Here is a 17,544-nt window from a genome sequence, read left to right as displayed (position 1 = left end):
TGGATTGCGGATAACAAAATTGGAACCACTATATCAGATTGAGTCCTGATAAACAGTTCTCAACCCGACGATATCAGGGCCCACACAAGAATCTTATGAAATTTTTACATACTTTTGTCAGACTTCAGGTTGGCAAATTAGTTCAACTCGCGCAACTCGGATACCACAAAAGCTTCCGGGAACTGTGATGCTCTGGCTTGATCACGTAAATGTTCAGCCTCCTGTGAGTCCAGATAGGGCCCCAGGCGCAGCCGGTATACCGCTGCGGATTTCGCTTTTTTCAGTTCCACCTGAGTATTGAATTCAGTTTTGAGCTTCTGAGCTGCAGCCTGTGCTTTGCTCAGATCGCTGAATGCCGCGAGCTGAACGAAAAACCATCTCGGGTTGGCACTTTGCCACTCTGCCTTGTCTGGCTTGGGCATCTGAATCAGTTCAATGCTGACCGGTGCAGTGCCATGACCAATCACGTCCAGTTTGGTCGCGGCAGCCATACTGAGGTCGATAATTCGTCCTTCGTGGAATGGACCGCGGTCGTTCACCCGGACGATGGCGGTTTTGCCGTTATTTCTGTTGGTGACTCTGACATAGCTCGGCAACGGCAGGGTTTTATGGGCCGCCGTCATGGAATACATATCGTAAATTTCGCCGTTCGAGGTTTGATGGCCGTGAAATTTTTTGCCGTACCAGGAGGCCAGTCCCTCCTGCGTGAAAGGCTGATCAGACGGCAAAATCGTGTAATGCTGACCATTGAGATTGTAATTCACATTACCGGCCAGACTTTTAGCTTCATATCTTGGCTGGGCATCTTCAATATGATCCAGTGTCGGAGAGCTGTCCGGTGCACGGTCTTCTTTGATTTGATACCGATCTGAAGTCGATGTGGTGCTACACCCGGCCAGCAGCAGGGTGAAGCACAGAGAGAAAATGAACGATTGAGAAGCAATGCGCATCAGTTCGCCTTAGACAGCATTTTTCTGTGAGTGTGGATAGACATCAGGATACCAAAGCCCGCCATCAGGGTGACCATTGAGGTGCCGCCGTAACTGACCAGGGGCAGGGGAACACCAACAACGGGCAGCAAGCCACTGACCATCCCGATATTGACGAAAACATAAACGAAGAAACTCAGGACAATACTGCCTGCCATCATGCGGCCAAAGGCCGTTTGTGCCCGGCTCGCCAGCAGAAGTCCGCGGCCGATGATGAAAATATAGAGAGCCAGCAGGCCGACCACGCCAGCCAGTCCCCATTCTTCAGCGATCACGGCAAAGATAAAGTCGGTATGACGCTCCGGCAGAAATTCCAGCTGTGACTGAGTGCCGTGCAGCCAGCCCTTGCCGGTAATACCACCGGAACCAATGGCAATTTTCGACTGGATGATGTGGTAGCCGGCACCTAGCGGATCTGATTCAGGATTGAACAGCGTCAGGACCCGGGTTCGCTGATAATCATGCATCAGGAAAAACCAGAGCAGCGGGATGAAGGCAGCCACGAGCAACCCGGCAAAAATGATAATGCGCCAGCTGATCCCGGACAGAAACAGGACGAAGACCCCGGAGGCCGCGATCAGGATTGAGGTTCCCAGATCGGGCTGCTTGGCAATCAGAATCGTGGGCACGAAAATCATGAGTGTGGCGATTACGATATTCTTCAGGCTGGGGGGCAGCGGATGATTCCCGATAAACCGGGCCACCATCAGCGGTACCGCCAGTTTAATCAGCTCTGAGGGCTGGAAACGCACCACACCGAGATCCAGCCAGCGTTGCGCGCCTTTGGAAATTTCCCCGAACAGCAGGACGCCAAGCAGTAAGAGCAGGCCGACACCGAACAGGTAAGGTGCCCAGGCTTCGTAGTGTCGGGGCGCGATTTGAGCCAGGATAAACATAATGGCCAGTGACAACAGCATCCGGACCGCCTGACGCTCCATCATAGCCAGATTCTGGCCGCTGGCGCTGTACATGACCACCAGAGCAAAACCCATCACGGTCAGGATCCCCAGTAACAGTGGCACATCGATATGCAGCCGGTCACTCAGGGTTGTTTTACTGCCTGCGGCAGCCATGATACTCATCGGGTTACCTCGGCAAGTGTTGATTTGTTGGTGTCATGTTCATCACTGTGATCCAGTAACATGTGATCGAAGATCTGCCGTGCGACCGGGCCACCGTTACTGGAACCGCCACCGGCGTTTTCCAGTACCATTGCAACCACAACCTGTGGATCATCAAAAGGTGCGAAAGCGGTAAACAGCGCGTGATCCCGCAGATGTTCTTCCAGCTCTTCGGCGTTATATTCTTCATCTTCAGCCAGACCAAAGACCTGTGCGGAGCCTGACTTACCGCCAGCTTTATATTGCGCGCCATAGAAAGCACGCCGTGCCGTTCCCCGGTTGCCGAAAAGCACCCGGTACATGCCGTCTTTTGCTACTCTCCAGTACTTTGGCTCTACGCCGGTCACCGGCGGGAAGATCTCATACTTGGCCGGTGTTTCGCCTTCAGGCCCGATGATATCTTTCAGCAGATGGGGGGCCCGGACTACGCCATTGTTCACCAGAACCGTGGTGGCTTTCGCGATCTGCAACGGGGTAGCCGTCCAGTAGCCCTGACCGATACCGACAGGAATGGTGTCGCCCTGATACCAGGGCTGACGGAAACGCGCCTGTTTCCACTCCCGGGTGGGCATGTTGGCTTTACTTTCCTCGAAAATATCAATACCGGTATATTCCCCGTAACCAAATTTGCTCATCCAGGAAGACAGACGGTCAATCCCCATGTCGTAGGCAATCTGGTAGAAAAAGGTATCAACAGATTCTTCAATGGCTTTGTGAATGGTCACCTTTCCGTGTCCCCAACGCAGCCAGTCGCGGAATGGCCGGCTCTTGGAGTTCGGAATTTTCCAGAACCCGGGATCATTACGTGTGGTACTGGTAGTAATCACCCCTTCAGACAAGGCTGCGACGGCAATTGCAGGTTTTACGGTTGAAGCTGGCGGATAAATACCAAGGGTGACACGGTTCACCAGCGGTCTGTCCCTGTCATCCAGCAAGTCCCGGTACGCTTTGCCGGAAATACCATGGACAAAGAGGTTAGGGTCATAACTCGGGCTGGAAACCATCGCCAGAACGGAGGAATCTTTCGGATCCAGGACAACGACAGAACCGCGTTTGGGCTTGATAAATTCTTCGCCGGTTTCCGGATCGACTTTTTTCTCGGTCAGCAATTGCTTCACATAAAGCTGCAGCTCGATATCCAGATTCAGGCGGATATCTTTACCGGGGACGGGCGGGACATATTTCAGAGTCCGGATGATACGGCCCCGGCTGTTCACTTCCACTTCCTGATAACCGGATGTGCCGTGCAGCATCTCTTCATAGTATTTTTCAATACCGAGTTTGCCGATATCCCGGGTTGCCTTGTAGTTGTTCAGGTGGCCCTGGCGATCCAGCATCTCTAAATCACGGTCATTGATTTTAGCAACGTAGCCGAGGACGTGGGTGAGGGCGTCACCATAAGGGTAATAACGCTTCAGATAGGCTTTCACCTCAACACCGGGGAAACGGTGCTGATTCACAGAAAACAGCGCGACTTCTTTTTCAGTCAGCTGATTGCGCAGCGGAACAGAGTTGAAACGGCGCGTACGGCGGCGTTCTTTTTCAAAACGTTCGATTTCTTCATCCGTGATGCCCAGCAAGGCTCTGAGCCGTTCCAGGGTATCATCCAGCATCGGAACTTTTTCTGTCACGACTTCCAGAGAGTAAACCGGCCGGTTTTCAGCTAACAGAACGCCGTTACGGTCGTAGATCATCCCGCGGTTCGGGGCGACCGGCACAACCTTGATGCGGTTATCGTTGGAGCGAGTCTTGTAGTCCTCAAACTCGCTGACCTGAATGTGATAAAGGTTACCGACCAGGACACCAATCAGGACCAGAATACCGGCGAAGGAAAAAATAGCTCGCCGGAAAAACAGCGATGATTCTGCCTGATGGTCACGGATCTGAAGTCGCTTCTTGCGCATGCCGTTTTATTCCCTGTGGTATGGATGATTAGCCGTGATACTCCATGCCCGGTACAAGCTTTCCGCCATGACGATACGCACCAGAGGATGTGGCAGGGTTAACGGAGAGAGTGACCAGCTTTGCTCGGCCGCAGCTTTACAGGCTGGCGCCAGACCTTCAGGCCCGCCAATCAGGATAGAGACATCGCGCCCGTCCAGCTTCCAGCTTTCCAGCTGTCCGGCCAGTTGCTCGGTATCCCAGCGTTTACCGGGAATATCCAGCGTGACGATGCGGTTCCCTTTGGCTACTGCGGCCAGCATGGCTTCGCCTTCTTTTTGAAGAATACGGGCAATATCAGCATTTTTGCCCCGTTTTCCGGCTGAAATCTCAATCAGTTCCAGCGGCATGTCTTTTGGAAATCGGCGGCGATATTCTTCAAAACCGGTTTCTACCCACTTCGGCATTTTGGTGCCGACGGCGATCAGTTGTAACTTCATCCGTCAATCAGCCCCAGAGCTTTTCCAATTGATAAAGCTGTCGGGCATCTTCCTGCATGATATGCAGCATCACGCTTCCCATATCAACGACAATCCATTCGCCGTCTTCTTCACCACTGATGCCAAACGGGGGAAAATCGATCAGCTTGGAGGCTTTGTTGACATTGTCAGCAATTGAAGCGACGTGTCGGTTCGAGGTACCGGTGCAAACGACCATGAGATCTGTAATGCTGGATTTGCCGCGGACATCCAGAGTGACGATGTCCTGCGCTTTCATGTCATCAATTTTATCAATGATAAAGTCGTGTAGTTCTTGTACCTGCAAAAGGGGCTCCCTCATTTCAGTTTGCATTCCGGGTGAACAGGCTCTGTTTGTTAGAGTCGGATGAGCCGATCGGGTTCACATTTTAACGCCGGAGTATAGCATGCTCAATCGGTGCTGCTGCTTGCGTGACCAGCAGAGGTCGGTTTTTTTGAGCAGCAGCCAGATTTAACAATATTTTGCCTTCGTCAAAGCAAAGGCAAGTTCTTGTTCATCCCGCACATCAGTGCACACAGGGTACTTAAACCGGGCCAGACATGGCTGTTGAAGTCTGTTTTCACCTGGCGTTCCAGCTGGGTGAGCTGGTGCAGTGCCTGTAATAACATCGGTAACGTCAGGCGGTGGAGGGCGCCGACATAAAGCTCGCGCCGGTTTTGCCAGACCCGGAAGTTTTCAAAGATCCGGTTCAGCGGAACCCCTTGCCGCCCCATTTCCTGCATCCGGTACAGCTGAGTCAGTTCCCGCTGCAGCGTCCGCAGAATGATGATGGCTTCGACACCTTCAGCTTCGAGCTGGCGGAGGATCCGCTGGCTGCGTTTGGCCTGCCCGGCCAGCAGAGCGTCCAGTAACTGAAACGGCGTGTAGTGGTTGTGCCGGCTCAGGGCATCCTGAATACGAGGAACCGTCAGTGTGTTGTCCGGATAGATCAGGGTCAGTTTGTACAGGCTTTGCGTCAGTGCTAACAGGTTCCCTTCATGCCATTGGGCGAGCAGCTGGATCGACTCGGCGTCTGCATTCAGTCCAAGCTGCTGGCATCGCTGCTGAATAAACCGGGGTAACTGTCGGGCATCCGGCGTATTACAGGGGACGTAAATTCCCTGCGCAGTCAGCGCTTTGAACCAGGCAGTGGATTCCTGTTTTTTGTTCAGACGGGGGCCAAATACCAGTAACAGAATATCCGGGTGCAGTGCATCAATTACTGTTTGCAGTGATTTTGCCTGATTGGCATTGAGGCCATTTTCCGGCAGCGTCAGCTCAATGATCTGACGTGAAGAGAACAGACTCAGTGCCTGGCAGTCATCCAGAACTTCATGCCAGTCGAGCTGATTATCAATGGTGTAGCTGTGCCGTTCCAGAAAGCCTTCCGCTTTGGCTTGTTGTCTGAGGCGGTCTGAGGTTTCCTGCAATAAGAGCGGCTCGTTGCCAGACAGCAGGTAAGCGGCTGATAATCCTTGCTTCAGCCGCTCACTCAGTTGTTCCGGGTAGATCCTCATTGTGCAACAGTGCCTTTGGTCTCAAAAAGCTGCTCTGCGGCCTGTTTGTCGGCATCTGTTTCCGTTTCAATCGTGGACACGCCCTGTTCGTTTTCAGTCTCGGTGTCCAGCTGATTGAGATCGGCGGTCAGACGGGCAAGTTGGCGCATGATCTGGCGGGCGGCTTGCTGGCGCATTTCATCCAGCAGCATGTCGCGTTCTACGGACTTTGCCAGTGCGGTCAGCGGGTTGTCCAGAAAGCTGCGGTTCACCCTGGTGGTAAAACGCTTTGCGCCTTTTTCCGGTATAACCACCTGATAGTTCACGGTATAGGTCAGTTCGTATTCGGCAGCCCGGCTGTTCTGATAGAGCGACAGGGTACGTTCGCCCTGGGATTCGCTGAGCAGATGCAGGTTTGGAACCTGCGCCGATGGCGGCACTGCTTCAATACCGTGTAATTTGAATTGGGATTTCACCATACGGGTCAATGGCCCGTATTGATCAAAACTGGTCAGAGACAGGCGGGCAATGTCGTCGGGCAGCATGTAGTTCCCACGCAGGTGGAATCCGCAGGCTGTTGTCGTCAGTGCGAGAACCATGACAATGACCAGACGAAAGCGGGACAGTAGAGATGAAGCTGTGCTCACCGTGTCTACTCCTTGTTCAGCAAATACAGAGGTAAAAAGAGAAAACGCCTTCCCGGGGGAAGGCGTTGTTCGTTAACCTGAATTAGTTGGCAACGATGTTCAGCAACTTGCCCGGCACGTAAATCACCTTACGAATTGTTTTATCGTCGGTGAATTTCGAGACGTTCTCGTCAGACAAGGCCATAGCCTCAACCTGATCTTTGTCAGCATCGGCAGCAACCGTCAGTTTGGCACGCAGCTTGCCGTTGACCTGAACAATGATCAGTTTCTCATCTTCGACCATGGCTTTCTCGTCAGCGACGGGCCACTGAGCCTGATCAACATCAGTTTCACCCAGCGCTTTCCACAGCTCAAAGCTGATGTGCGGGGTGATTGGGTACAGCATACGAACCACTGCTTTCAGTGCTTCGTCCAGCAGGGCACGGTCTTGCGCAGACGCTTGCGGCGCCTTACCCAGCTTGTTCATCAGCTCCATAATCGCAGCAATTGCCGTATTGAAGGTCTGACGACGGCCAATGTCATCGCTCACTTTGGCAATGGTCTTATGAACGTCACGACGCAGGGCTTTCTGATCAGCATTCAGTGCCTGGGCATCCAGAACTTCGATCGCACCTTTGGCCGTATGTTCATAAACCAGTTTCCAGACACGTTTCAGGAAGCGGTTTGCACCTTCAACGCCGGATTCCTGCCATTCCAGTGTCATATCTGCCGGAGAAGCAAACATCATGAACAGACGCACGGTGTCTGCACCGTACTTATTAACCATTTCTTGCGGGTCGATACCATTGTTTTTCGACTTGGACATCTTGGTCATGCCGGAATGCACCAGCTCGTTACCATCCACATCGGTCGCTTTGGTGATACGGCCTTTCTCGTCGCGATCCAGCGTCACTTCGGTTGGGGATACCCAAACTTTGGCGCCTTTGTCATTGGTATAGTAGAAGGCATCAGCCAGTACCATGCCCTGACACAGCAGTTGCTTGAACGGCTCGTCGCTGGTCACCATACCGCTGTCGCGCAGCAATTTGTGGAAGAAACGGGAATACAGCAGGTGCATACAGGCGTGTTCAATACCACCGATGTACTGGTCGACCGGCAACCAGTAGTTGGCGGCATCGGAGTCCAGCATTTCATCCGCTTGTGGCGAACAGTAACGCGCGTAGTACCAGGACGACTCCATAAAGGTGTCGAAGGTATCGGTTTCACGCAGTGCAGGTGCACCGTTGAAGGTGGTTTCTGCCCAGCTCTTGTCTGCTTTGATCGGGCTGGTCACGCCGTCCATCACGACATCTTCCGGCAGGATCACCGGCAGCTGATCGGCTGGGACCGGATGCACTTCACCATCTTCAGTAGTCACCATCGGGATTGGTGCACCCCAGTAGCGCTGACGGGATACGCCCCAGTCACGCAGACGGAAGTTCACGGTTTTCTTGCCTTTGCCTTCCGCTTCCAGTTTGGCGGCGATGGCATCGAATGCTGCCTGGAAGTCCAGACCATCGAACTCACCCGAGTCGAACAGGACACCTTTCTCGGTGTATGCAGCTTCACTGATATCCAGCTCGCTGCCGTCAGCAGGCTTGATCACAGGAACAATGTCCAAGCCATACTTGGTCGCGAACTCGAAGTCACGCTGATCGTGGGCAGGAACAGCCATCACGGCACCTGTGCCGTAATCCATCAGAACAAAGTTAGCCACGTAAACCGGGACGCGGCGGCCGTTCAGCGGATGAATGGCATACAGGCCGGTCGCCATGCCTTTTTTCTCCATGGTTGCCAGTTCAGCTTCAGCAACCTTGGTGTTTTTGCATTCGTCGATGAATGCGGCCAGCTCAGGTTTGTTTTGTGCCGCCAGCTCTGCCAGCGGGTGACCCGCAGCGATACCGACGTAAGTGACGCCCATCAGGGTATCCGGACGGGTGGTGTACACTTCCAGTGGTGCGTTCTGGCCTTCAACCTCAAAAGACAGCTCAACCCCTTCGGAGCGGCCGATCCAGTTGCGCTGCATGGTTTTCACCATCTCAGGCCAGCCTTCCAGGTTCTCCAGATCGTCCAGCAGCTCCTGCGCGTAGGCGGTGATCTTGATGAACCACTGAGGGATCTCTTTTTGCTCTACAGGCGTATCACAACGCCAGCAGCAGCCGTCTTCAACCTGTTCGTTTGCCAGAACGGTCTGGTCGTTCGGACACCAGTTGACCGAGGACGTTTTCTTATAAACCAGGCCTTTGTTGTACAGCTTGGTGAAGAATTCCTGTTCCCAGCGGTAGTATTCCGGCGTACAGGTGGCAAATTCACGGTTCCAGTCGTAACCGAAGCCCAGCAGTTTCAGCTGGTTCTTCATGTAGTCGATGTTTTCGTATGTCCATGGCGCCGGAGCCGTGTTGTTTTTCACTGCGGCGTTTTCAGCAGGCAGGCCGAAAGCATCCCAGCCGATTGGCTGCATGACATTTTTGCCCTGCAGGCGCTGATAACGGGAGATGACATCACCGATGGTGTAGTTACGAACGTGACCCATGTGAAGTCGTCCGCTTGGATAAGGGAACATAGAGAGACAGTAGAACTTCTCTTTATTCGGGTCTTCACTTACAACAAAGGTCTTATTGTTGTCCCAATGTTCTTGAACTTGCTGTTCAATGTCCTGAGGACGGTATTGTTCTTGCATCGATGACATCCGGGATTTTTGTGAGTTGAATACAAACACAGTCAAAATAATCGACATAGAATAACTAAAGGTAAAGGGAGCAACAATAGCTGAGGCCGAATCGGTGTGCTTATTCTTGTGATATTTCAGACAAGGCAGACCCGAGTTGGCGGATTAGCCTGGGAGAACTGAGATGGTGAAACAAAAAGCTGCGTATGAATCGATGCTGGAAGACATTACGGAAACGCTGAAACACAGTCCGGAAGAGTTAAAACACTGGATCGATACCAGCGAGAAATACCGGGAAGCTGCCAGTGATATGACGAAAGATGAACTGGCATTGATCCGGGAGTACTTCAAACGGGATCTGAAGGAATTCGGCCAGAATGTGCAGGAAAGTCCGGAACCGTTTTCAGAAAGCCCGTTCTATAAGCTGGTATCCGAAACGATCTGGAGCGGTCTGGCAGAAGTGACTGACAAGACTCAGCTGGAATGGGTTGAAGTGATGGATGATCTCAAGCACCGGGGCGTGTATAAGGCCGGTGAAGTAGTCGGGCTGGGGAATCTGGTCTGTGAGAAGTGCGGTCACCATGAGCAGTATACCCATGTCCGTATTATTGAGCCCTGCGTGCAATGCGGAGGCACCCAGTTCACCCGTCAGCCACTGGCACCTTAGTCTTTGGCACTGCAGGTACAGATTCCAGGTGCAGGTGGCTCTCTCCCGGTCATCAATAACTGATCTTCAAACACCGAACATCTGACATTGGGTGAAAAACAAAAGAGGGCCAGAGCCCTCTTTGTGATTTCGCGGTGAGGATGGGGATCAGTGTACCCCTTCCTGCGGATTGGTATCTCTGAAATCTCCCCGACGCCGTTTCACGAGCAGCCAGGACAAGGTGACGGACCATAACAGATAGAGATAGAGCGGCCAGCTGCCCAGCGAGGTAAAAGGCGTCATTCCTTTGGTCGGAGTAACGGTGGCACGCAGGACGCCGGTTTCAAACTGCGGCAGCTCTGCAATAATCTTGCCCTGATAGTCGACCACGGCTGTGACACCGGTATTGGTGGCTCTCAGCAAAGGCTTTCCGGTTTCCAGTGCGCGCATCTGGGCGATTTCCATGTGCTGGTGCGGGCCGATAGAACGACCAAACCAGGCATCATTGGATAACGTCAGCAGCATGTCTGTACCTGAACCGACGTTCTGGCGCACCTGCTCGCTGAACGCAATCTCATAGCAGAGCGCTGGCGCCAGTGCATAGCCGTTGGCCTCCAGATTCTGCTGGATAAAGCTACCCCGGCTGAACGAGGACATCGGCAGGTTGAAAAACGGTGCCAACGGGCGCAGCAAGTCCCCGAAGGGCACAAACTCGCCAAACGGCAGCAAATGATGTTTGCTGTACCGGCTCGCCGTATCGTAGTGGTATGCGCCATCGCGATTGACGCCCAGCGTCAGGATATTGTTGTAATACTCACCTTCCCCAGTTCTGTCCAGCACTCCGGTGATCACCGCACTCTGATTCATCCGGGCCGCTTCATCGAGACGACTCAGGAAAGTGCCGACCTGCTGCTCCAGCGCCGGTATAGCGGCTTCCGGCCAGACAATAATATCGGCATCCCAGTTTTCACGGGTCAGATCCAGATATTTCATCAGCGTGGGCCAGCGTTGATCCGGCTGCCATTTCAGGGCCTGCGGAATGTTGCCCTGCACCAGAGCGACTTTCACCGGCTTATACGGATCAGGCTGAACCCAGTCAATCCCTTTGGCCTGATAAGCCAGCAACAGGAGCAGCGCGGGTATCATCAGTGGTTTCCAGTTGCGGTAGTAACCGGCCGCAACCAGAGCACCGCAGCCGAGAACCAGCGCAAGTGTCAGACCTTCAACACCCAGTATTGGCGCAAAACTGGCAAATGGTCCGTGAATCTGGCCGTAACCCAGCCATAACCATGGAAAGCCTGTGAACAGCCAGCCACGTAACCAGTCAAGTACTAACCAGAGCACCGGGCCGATGAGCATCAGCTGGTGGAAAGGGCGGCCCTGGCCGAACCGGGCAAGGAGTGCACCAAACAGTGCAGGGTAGATCGCCAGATAGCCGATCAGCAGGACCATCAGGAAGAGTCCGGCGGCAATGGGCATCCCGCCAAAGTCGGCAATGCTGACGTGAACCCACCAGACACCACTGCCAAACAGGCCCAAACCCCATGCCAAACCCGTCTGGAAAGCGGTTTTCGGGCGTTGGTTTTGCAGCAGGGTAAAGAAAATAATGAGGGAGAGCGGAGCAAGGAACCAGAACTTATAAGGGGCGAAAGACAGGGTCGCCAGCGCACCGGCCGGGACGGCCAAAAGCAGCCGTCCCCAAAGGTTTAGATTGTCGATTCGTCTCATCAGGGCGTCATCGTTGGTTGATGTGCCTCCTGCGGCACCGTCACTTGTAACTGAATGATCCGGCGGCTGTCCGCGGCGGTAACTTTGAACGAATAACCTTCCAGTTCAACTACTTCACCCCGGCTTGGCAGGTGACCAAAACTGGTCATGACCAGACCACCGATGGTATCGATGTCGTTGACGCTGAAGTTGGTCTGGAACAGTTTGTTGAAGTCATCAATCGTCGTCAGTGCCTTCACATTCCAGGTGTGCTTACTCAGCTGACGGATTTCCTGCTCTTCTTCGTCATCGAATTCGTCTTCGATTTCACCGACGATTTGTTCCAGAATATCCTCAATGGTGATCAAACCGGAAACACCACCAAATTCATCGACCACAATGGCCATGTGGTAGCGTTCTTCCCGAAATTCTTTCAGCAGGCGATCAACCCGCTTGCTTTCCGGCACAACAACAGCCGGGCGCAGGATAACGTCGAGGTCAAACGGCTCACTGTCCGGACGCAGATACTGCAACAGGTCTTTGGCCAGCAGAATACCTTCAACGTGGTCTTTGTCATCGCTGATAACCGGATAGCGTGAGTGCTGGGCATCAACAATGATATCAATCAGGTCTTCAACCTTCTGAGAACGTTCAATGGTGACCATTTGCGAGCGGGGGATCATGATGTCGCGAACTCGCATTTCGGAGATCTGCATCACGCCTTCCAGCATGTCGCGGGTATCGTGATCGATCAGGGCATTCTCTTCGGAATCACGGATCACGCTGACCAGCTCTTCCTTATTTTGAGGCTCTCCCTGAAAGAGCTGTCCAATACGTTCAAAGAAGGTCTTTCGACTCGGACCGTCAGAATTTTGGGGGTTATCGTCGTTCATTGCTTTCTATTCAAATAGGTGGCCTGAGCCACGGAAAGCCGGTTCCTGAAAAGCAACCGACTGTATTTCTGGCGATGACGGCCAGGGCTGATGTTAGTATTGGTCAGCCTCGTAAGGATTGGCAAACCCTAAACCTTGCATAATTTCGGTTTCCAGAGCTTCCATTTCTTCGGCTTCGTCATCTTCAATATGGTCATAACCTAGCAGATGAAGCGAGCCGTGTACAACCATATGTGCCCAGTGCGCGAGCAGGGGTTTATTCTGCTCCTCAGCTTCTTTTTCAACGACCTGGCGACAGATAATCAGATCGCCCAGCAGTTCCAGCTCAACACCCGGCGGGGCTTCGAATGGAAATGACAGCACATTGGTCGGCTTGTCTTTCCCCCGGTAGTCCCGGTTCAGGGTCTGACTTTCAGCTTCATCGACCAGCCGGACCGTGACTTCAGCATCCGCCTGAAATGGCGTTACGGCGGCTTCCAGCCAGCGCTGGAAGTCGGCTACCGCTGGCATGCCACTTTCATCAGCAGTGGCAAGCTGTAAATCCAGATAAACTGACATCTGTGTGATTATTCCGTTTCAGAGCTGACTTGACGCGCTTCCTGTTGTTCACGGCGACGCTGTTCAGCCAGTTTACGTTGTTTCTGATCTTCGGTTTCCCAGACTTCGTACGCTTGAACAATTCGGGCGACAACCGGGTGGCGAACCACGTCGGTGGCCTGGAAGAAGTTAAAGCTGATCTCATCAACATCGGCCAGAACTTCAATGGCATGACGAAGACCGGAGCGGGCACCGCGCGGCAGGTCAATCTGAGTGACGTCGCCGGTGATGACTGCACGGGAGTTAAAACCAATCCGGGTCAGGAACATTTTCATCTGTTCGACCGTGGTATTCTGGCTTTCATCCAGGATGATAAAGGCATCGTTCAGTGTGCGGCCGCGCATATAGGCCAGCGGGGCAACTTCAATGACATTGCGTTCGATCAGCTTTTCGACGCGCTCGAAACCCAGCATTTCAAACAGGGCATCGTAGAGCGGGCGCAGATAAGGGTCGACTTTCTGGCTCAGATCCCCCGGCAGGAACCCCAGTTTTTCGCCGGCTTCAACCGCAGGGCGGGTCAGCAGGATCCGACGGATTTCCTGACGTTCCAGTGCATCAACGGCAGCTGCAACAGCCAGATAGGTTTTCCCCGTACCAGCCGGTCCCACACCAAAGGTAATATCATGGCCGACCATGTTGGCAATGTACTGGGCCTGATTTGGGGTACGCGGTTTAATCACCCCTTTTTTGGTCTTGATGTGAATTTCTTTGCCGTAAGGGATGCTTGAACTGACATCCTGTTCCAGAACGCCGGATTCTTTAATGGCCAGATGAATTTGTTCCGGTTCAATATCCGGGATCACATTGCGCACCGGGGCGGTGTCAACATACAGATCTTTCAGGATATTCGCTGTCGCTTCGGCCGTATGTGGCTGACCGACGATACTGAAACTGTGGCTGCGGTGATTGATTTCAACGCCGAGGCGGCGTTCCAGTTGCTTGATGTTGTCGTCGAATGGACCGCAAAGGCTGGCCAGGCGGTGGTTATCGGCGGGTTCGAGATTCAGTTCAACAGTAATAATTTTGCTCAAGATTTGCCTCTCAATAGGCCGCCCACTGTGACGGGCGGCCGGTATAACTGGGCATGGGCAGATATTTCTGTCCTCTTATTAAGGAGTATAAACGCCTACACCCAATTCATCTTCTTTACGGGTTTTCTCCATGACCTCACTCGGAGACATGGCAATACGCAGGTTCATGTCAGCCTCAGTGCGGACCAGTTCACCACGCAGGGAATTGTTGAATACGTCCGTGATTTTGACATCGACAAACTGACCGATCAAATCCACAGAGCCTTCAAAGTTCACGACCCGGTTGTTTTCGGTACGGCCGCGCAGTTCCATAATGTTTTTCTTTGATGGACCTTCAACCAGAATGCGCTGCTCTGTATCCAGCATCTGACGTGAGTAACGCATGGCCTGGGTATTGATCTGCTGCTGCAGTTCATACAGGCGCTGTTTCTTCACATCTTCAGGCAGATCACACGGGTAATCTGCAGCCGGGGTTCCCGGACGAGGGGAATAAATGAAGCTGAAGCTCATGTCGAAATCAATTTCGCGGATCAGCTTCATTGTGTCCTGGAAATCCTGATCGGATTCGCCCGGGAACGCCACGATAAAGTCTGAACTGATGGTGATTTCAGGACGGGCCTGACGCAGCTTACGGATTTTTGATTTGTACTCAATGGCCGTATGCGGGCGCTTCATCATCGCCAGAATCCGGTCTGAGCCGCTCTGTACCGGCAGGTGCAGGAAGCTGACCACTTCCGGCGTGTCTTTGTAGACCTCAATGATGTCGTCCGTAAACTCAATCGGGTGGCTGGTGGTGTAACGAATCCGGTCAATGCCGTCGATAGCGGCAACCAGGCGCAACAATTCAGCAAAAGAAGCGATTTCACCATCATGAGTTGCACCACGGAAGGCGTTCACGTTCTGGCCCAGCAGGTTGACTTCACGAACGCCCTGCTCAGCCAGTTGTGCGATTTCGAACAATACATCGTCCAGCGGACGGCTGACTTCTTCACCACGAGTGTAAGGAACAACACAGAAAGTACAGTATTTTGAGCAGCCTTCCATGATGGAAACGAATGCTGTCGGACCTTCTGCCCGTGGTTCTGGCAGGCTGTCGAATTTCTCAATCTCAGGGAAAGAGATATCCATGACCGGCGCTTCAGAAGACTGCGACTGAGAAATCATTTCCGGCAGACGGTGCAGTGTCTGAGGGCCAAAAATGACGTCTACGTAAGGAGCACGTTCACGAATGGAATCCCCTTCCTGAGTCGCTACACAGCCACCGACACCAATCACCAGACCCGGTTTTTTGTCTTTCAGTGTTTTCCAGCGGCCAAGCTGATGGAAAACTTTTTCCTGAGCTTTTTCACGGATCGAGCAGGTGTTCAGCAGCAGTACATCTGCTTCTTCTGGTTCTTCTGTTAATTCATAACCGCCATTAGCGTTGAGAAGATCGGCCATTTTGGATGAATCGTATTCGTTCATCTGACAGCCCCAGGTTTTGATAAGCAGTTTCTTCGCCATGTCTAACTCTTCACTCGTAGTGTTAATTCGGTGCATTTTCTGCTGCTGATGCAGCGTCGGCCGGGAGTTGAAGGGCCTAAAATCCCTCTACTGTGGGCCAGCTTAAATTGCAAGCCGCGTATTGTACTGCTTTCGACACGGCCTGACCAGATCATCAATGCTGATTATAAAACCGGCAGGCGGTGTGTTTAGAAACGTAGACAGTCCGGCAGAGATCAAGCTTCAGGGACAAAGCGGATTGAATTGACTGCGGACTTCAGCTTGAAGGTGGTCAACTTGCGGAAAGCCGTTAGAATGTCGGCATTGCAATGAATTGAGATACCAGCATGGAACAGTTTGATGTAGTGATCGCCGGCGGCGGTATGGTTGGTGCAGCAGCGGCACTGGGAATGGCCCGTCAGGGGCGGAAAGTGGCGGTGATTGAGGGGGAGCGCCCCGCACCTTTCAATGAAAGCCAGGCGATGGATCTGCGGGTCTCTGCAATCTCGGCCCAGTCGGTGAAACTCCTGAAGCGACTGAATGCCTGGGACAGTATTTGCGCGATGCGGCTTTGCCCGTTCAGACGGCTGGAAACCTGGGAACATCCGGAGTGCCGGACCCGGTTCAATGCCGCGGATCTGGGACTGCCAGAGCTGGGTTTTATGGTCGAAAATCGTCTGATTCAGCTGGGGCTGTGGCAGGCTTTTGAAAGTCTGCCGAATCTGACACTAATTTGCCCGGCACGGCTTGCCCATTTTGACCGTCATGAAGCGGGTTATCAAGTGACGCTGGATAACGGTCAGGTACTGCAATCCCGTTGGCTGGTCGGTGCGGATGGTGCAAACTCCCGTGTGCGCCAGCAGGCCAACATTGGGATCACCGCCTGGGATTACCGCCAGCATTGTATGCTGATCAATGTGGAAACTGAGTTGCCGCAGCAGGATATCACCTGGCAGCAGTTCACGCCGCAAGGACCTCGTTCTTTCCTGCCATTGCCCGGCCATCAGGGATCGCTGGTCTGGTATGACAGCCCGGCCCGGATCAAACAGTTATCGGCGATGACATCGGTACAACTGGAAACAGAAATTCTCAGGACGTTTCCGGCTGAACTGGGGCTAATTAAAGTGCTGAACCGAGGCAGTTTTCCGCTGACCCGGCGGCATGCGCAGTCCTATTATTCGGATGGTATTGTCTTGCTCGGTGATGCCGCACATACCATTAATCCATTGGCAGGGCAGGGCGTGAACCTGGGGTTCAAAGATGTGGAGGTTTTGCTGGATGAAATGGCAAACGGCGGCCAGTACTGGTTTGAAACCCAGGTGCTTAAGCGTTACGAACAACGACGCCGTCCGGATAACCTGCTGATGCAAACGGGGATGGATGTGTTCTATAAAGCTTTCAGTAATGATCTGAAACCTGTTGTGATGCTGCGGAATCTGGGACTCAGGCTGGCCGAACACATGGGGCCACTGAAGCACCAAGTGCTGAAATATGCTTTAGGGTTGTAATTCAAGATTCAGGATAATGACAAATGCGAAAGCCACCTGTGTGTGGCTTTTTCTTGTTCTGTATTCTGGCAAAGGGGGGCAACAGAGACAAAAAAACCAGCTTTCGCTGGTTGATTGCATGGATATGACAGGGAAGCCTATCCGGATTTTAATAACTTTCTGTATGAGAGAAAGTTGGTGCGGAGGGAGAGACTTGAACTCTCACGTCCTTGCGGACACTAGCACCTGAAGCTAGCGCGTCTACCAATTCCGCCACCACCGCACGTGGTATTTACCTGCTTGAGCAGGAAAGATATCGAGATGGTAAAGCTCGGTACCTTGAATAATGGCAGGGCTACCTGGATTCGAACCAGGGGATGACGGGATCAAAACCCGTTGCC

The 17,544-nt window shown here is 53.0% G+C and carries 15 protein-coding genes and 1 tRNA gene; 2 read left to right on the top strand and 14 right to left on the bottom strand.

Annotated features, from left to right (window positions below; translation table 11 throughout):
- Window positions 1-137: 137 nt before the first annotated feature.
- The 8 genes from SPK40_RS21990 to leuS form a co-directional block, all read right to left on the bottom strand.
- Window positions 138-950, bottom strand: coding sequence for a septal ring lytic transglycosylase RlpA family protein (locus tag SPK40_RS21990; RefSeq protein WP_248143430.1), 813 nt, complete (start codon window positions 948-950; stop codon window positions 138-140).
- Window positions 950-2,071 (bottom strand): peptidoglycan glycosyltransferase MrdB, encoded by a 1,122-nt coding sequence (mrdB, locus tag SPK40_RS21985; RefSeq protein ID WP_248143431.1) that lies wholly within the window; start codon window positions 2,069-2,071, stop codon window positions 950-952. Before mrdB ends, SPK40_RS21990 begins: the two co-directional genes overlap by 1 nt.
- Window positions 2,068-4,014 (bottom strand): penicillin-binding protein 2, encoded by a 1,947-nt coding sequence (mrdA, locus tag SPK40_RS21980; protein ID WP_248143432.1) that lies wholly within the window; start codon window positions 4,012-4,014, stop codon window positions 2,068-2,070. The genes mrdB and mrdA overlap by 4 nt, the downstream gene beginning before the upstream one ends.
- Window positions 4,015-4,020: 6 nt before the next feature.
- Window positions 4,021-4,491 carry a 23S rRNA (pseudouridine(1915)-N(3))-methyltransferase RlmH gene (rlmH, locus tag SPK40_RS21975; protein WP_330961916.1) on the bottom strand — a complete coding sequence of 157 codons (471 nt, stop codon included), beginning with the start codon at window positions 4,489-4,491 and terminating at the stop codon, window positions 4,021-4,023.
- 7 nt (window positions 4,492-4,498) lie between these two features.
- A complete protein-coding gene (rsfS, locus tag SPK40_RS21970; RefSeq protein ID WP_442957598.1) occupies window positions 4,499-4,831 on the bottom strand; it encodes a ribosome silencing factor in 333 nt (110 codons plus the stop codon).
- 170 nt (window positions 4,832-5,001) lie between these two features.
- A complete protein-coding gene (gene holA / locus SPK40_RS21965; RefSeq protein ID WP_330961915.1) occupies window positions 5,002-6,027 on the bottom strand; it encodes a DNA polymerase III subunit delta in 1,026 nt (341 codons plus the stop codon).
- Window positions 6,024-6,653: an LPS-assembly lipoprotein LptE gene (locus SPK40_RS21960; RefSeq protein ID WP_371929370.1), complete on the bottom strand. Its 630-nt coding sequence runs from the start codon at window positions 6,651-6,653 to the stop codon at window positions 6,024-6,026. The genes holA and SPK40_RS21960 overlap by 4 nt, the downstream gene beginning before the upstream one ends.
- An 82-nt stretch (window positions 6,654-6,735) precedes the next feature.
- A complete protein-coding gene (gene leuS / locus SPK40_RS21955) occupies window positions 6,736-9,312 on the bottom strand; it encodes a leucine--tRNA ligase (protein WP_330961914.1) in 2,577 nt (858 codons plus the stop codon).
- A gap of 172 nt (window positions 9,313-9,484) precedes the next feature.
- Here leuS and SPK40_RS21950 point away from each other — a divergent pair, with 172 nt between their 5' ends.
- On the top strand, window positions 9,485-9,967 hold the full coding sequence (locus tag SPK40_RS21950; RefSeq protein WP_248143438.1) for a zinc ribbon-containing protein: 483 nt from the start codon (window positions 9,485-9,487) through the stop codon (window positions 9,965-9,967).
- Between the two features lie 147 nt (window positions 9,968-10,114).
- Here SPK40_RS21950 and lnt read toward each other — a convergent pair whose 3' ends face one another.
- The 5 genes from lnt to miaB all read right to left on the bottom strand — a co-directional run bounded on the left by lnt (window position 10,115) and on the right by miaB (window position 15,677).
- The gene (gene lnt, locus SPK40_RS21945; RefSeq protein WP_330961913.1) at window positions 10,115-11,674 is read right to left on the bottom strand and encodes an apolipoprotein N-acyltransferase; all 1,560 of its coding nucleotides are present in this window, start codon (window positions 11,672-11,674) and stop codon (window positions 10,115-10,117) included.
- Window positions 11,674-12,546 (bottom strand): CNNM family magnesium/cobalt transport protein CorC, encoded by an 873-nt coding sequence (gene corC / locus SPK40_RS21940; protein ID WP_248143440.1) that lies wholly within the window; start codon window positions 12,544-12,546, stop codon window positions 11,674-11,676. Before corC ends, lnt begins: the two co-directional genes overlap by 1 nt.
- A gap of 93 nt (window positions 12,547-12,639) precedes the next feature.
- Window positions 12,640-13,104: an rRNA maturation RNase YbeY gene (gene ybeY, locus SPK40_RS21935; RefSeq protein ID WP_248143442.1), complete on the bottom strand. Its 465-nt coding sequence runs from the start codon at window positions 13,102-13,104 to the stop codon at window positions 12,640-12,642.
- Window positions 13,105-13,112: 8 nt separating this feature from the next.
- Window positions 13,113-14,177, bottom strand: a complete 1,065-nt coding sequence (locus SPK40_RS21930) for a PhoH family protein (RefSeq protein ID WP_248143834.1) — start codon at window positions 14,175-14,177, stop codon at window positions 13,113-13,115.
- Window positions 14,178-14,252: 75 nt separating this feature from the next.
- Window positions 14,253-15,677 carry a tRNA (N6-isopentenyl adenosine(37)-C2)-methylthiotransferase MiaB gene (gene miaB, locus SPK40_RS21925; protein WP_330961912.1) on the bottom strand — a complete coding sequence of 475 codons (1,425 nt, stop codon included), beginning with the start codon at window positions 15,675-15,677 and terminating at the stop codon, window positions 14,253-14,255.
- Window positions 15,678-16,003: 326 nt separating this feature from the next.
- On the opposite strand from miaB, the gene SPK40_RS21920 reads away from it, so the two are divergent.
- Window positions 16,004-17,164, top strand: coding sequence for a 2-octaprenyl-3-methyl-6-methoxy-1,4-benzoquinol hydroxylase (locus SPK40_RS21920; RefSeq protein WP_330961911.1), 1,161 nt, complete (start codon window positions 16,004-16,006; stop codon window positions 17,162-17,164).
- 175 nt (window positions 17,165-17,339) lie between these two features.
- On the opposite strand, the gene SPK40_RS21915 is transcribed toward SPK40_RS21920, so the two are convergent.
- Window positions 17,340-17,426: transfer RNA gene (locus SPK40_RS21915), tRNA-Leu, on the bottom strand.
- Window positions 17,427-17,544: the final 118 nt, after the last annotated feature.

It is taken from the genome of Photobacterium sp. 53610, from assembly GCF_036409375.1.
In the GTDB taxonomy this organism is placed as follows: Bacteria; Pseudomonadota; Gammaproteobacteria; order Enterobacterales; family Vibrionaceae; genus Photobacterium.
Note: the sequence above shows the minus strand (reverse complement) of the source record. Positions and strands in the feature narration are given on the sequence as shown.

Excerpts from the sequence above, each read along its gene's own strand:
- leuS (WP_330961914.1), bottom strand. The coding sequence starts at position 9,312 with ATGCAAGAACAATACCGTCCTCAGGACATTGAACAGCAAGTTCAAGAA.
- rsfS (WP_442957598.1), bottom strand. The coding sequence starts at position 4,831 with ATGAGGGAGCCCCTTTTGCAGGTACAAGAACTACACGACTTTATCATT.
- SPK40_RS21920 (WP_330961911.1), top strand. The coding sequence starts at position 16,004 with ATGGAACAGTTTGATGTAGTGATCGCCGGCGGCGGTATGGTTGGTGCA.
- SPK40_RS21990 (WP_248143430.1), bottom strand. The coding sequence starts at position 950 with ATGCGCATTGCTTCTCAATCGTTCATTTTCTCTCTGTGCTTCACCCTG.
- lnt (WP_330961913.1), bottom strand. The coding sequence starts at position 11,674 with ATGAGACGAATCGACAATCTAAACCTTTGGGGACGGCTGCTTTTGGCC.
- rlmH (WP_330961916.1), bottom strand. The coding sequence starts at position 4,491 with ATGAAGTTACAACTGATCGCCGTCGGCACCAAAATGCCGAAGTGGGTA.
- mrdA (WP_248143432.1), bottom strand. The coding sequence starts at position 4,014 with ATGCGCAAGAAGCGACTTCAGATCCGTGACCATCAGGCAGAATCATCG.
- holA (WP_330961915.1), bottom strand. The coding sequence starts at position 6,027 with ATGAGGATCTACCCGGAACAACTGAGTGAGCGGCTGAAGCAAGGATTA.
- SPK40_RS21950 (WP_248143438.1), top strand. The coding sequence starts at position 9,485 with ATGGTGAAACAAAAAGCTGCGTATGAATCGATGCTGGAAGACATTACG.
- corC (WP_248143440.1), bottom strand. The coding sequence starts at position 12,546 with ATGAACGACGATAACCCCCAAAATTCTGACGGTCCGAGTCGAAAGACC.
- ybeY (WP_248143442.1), bottom strand. The coding sequence starts at position 13,104 with ATGTCAGTTTATCTGGATTTACAGCTTGCCACTGCTGATGAAAGTGGC.
- miaB (WP_330961912.1), bottom strand. The coding sequence starts at position 15,677 with ATGGCGAAGAAACTGCTTATCAAAACCTGGGGCTGTCAGATGAACGAA.
- mrdB (WP_248143431.1), bottom strand. The coding sequence starts at position 2,071 with ATGAGTATCATGGCTGCCGCAGGCAGTAAAACAACCCTGAGTGACCGG.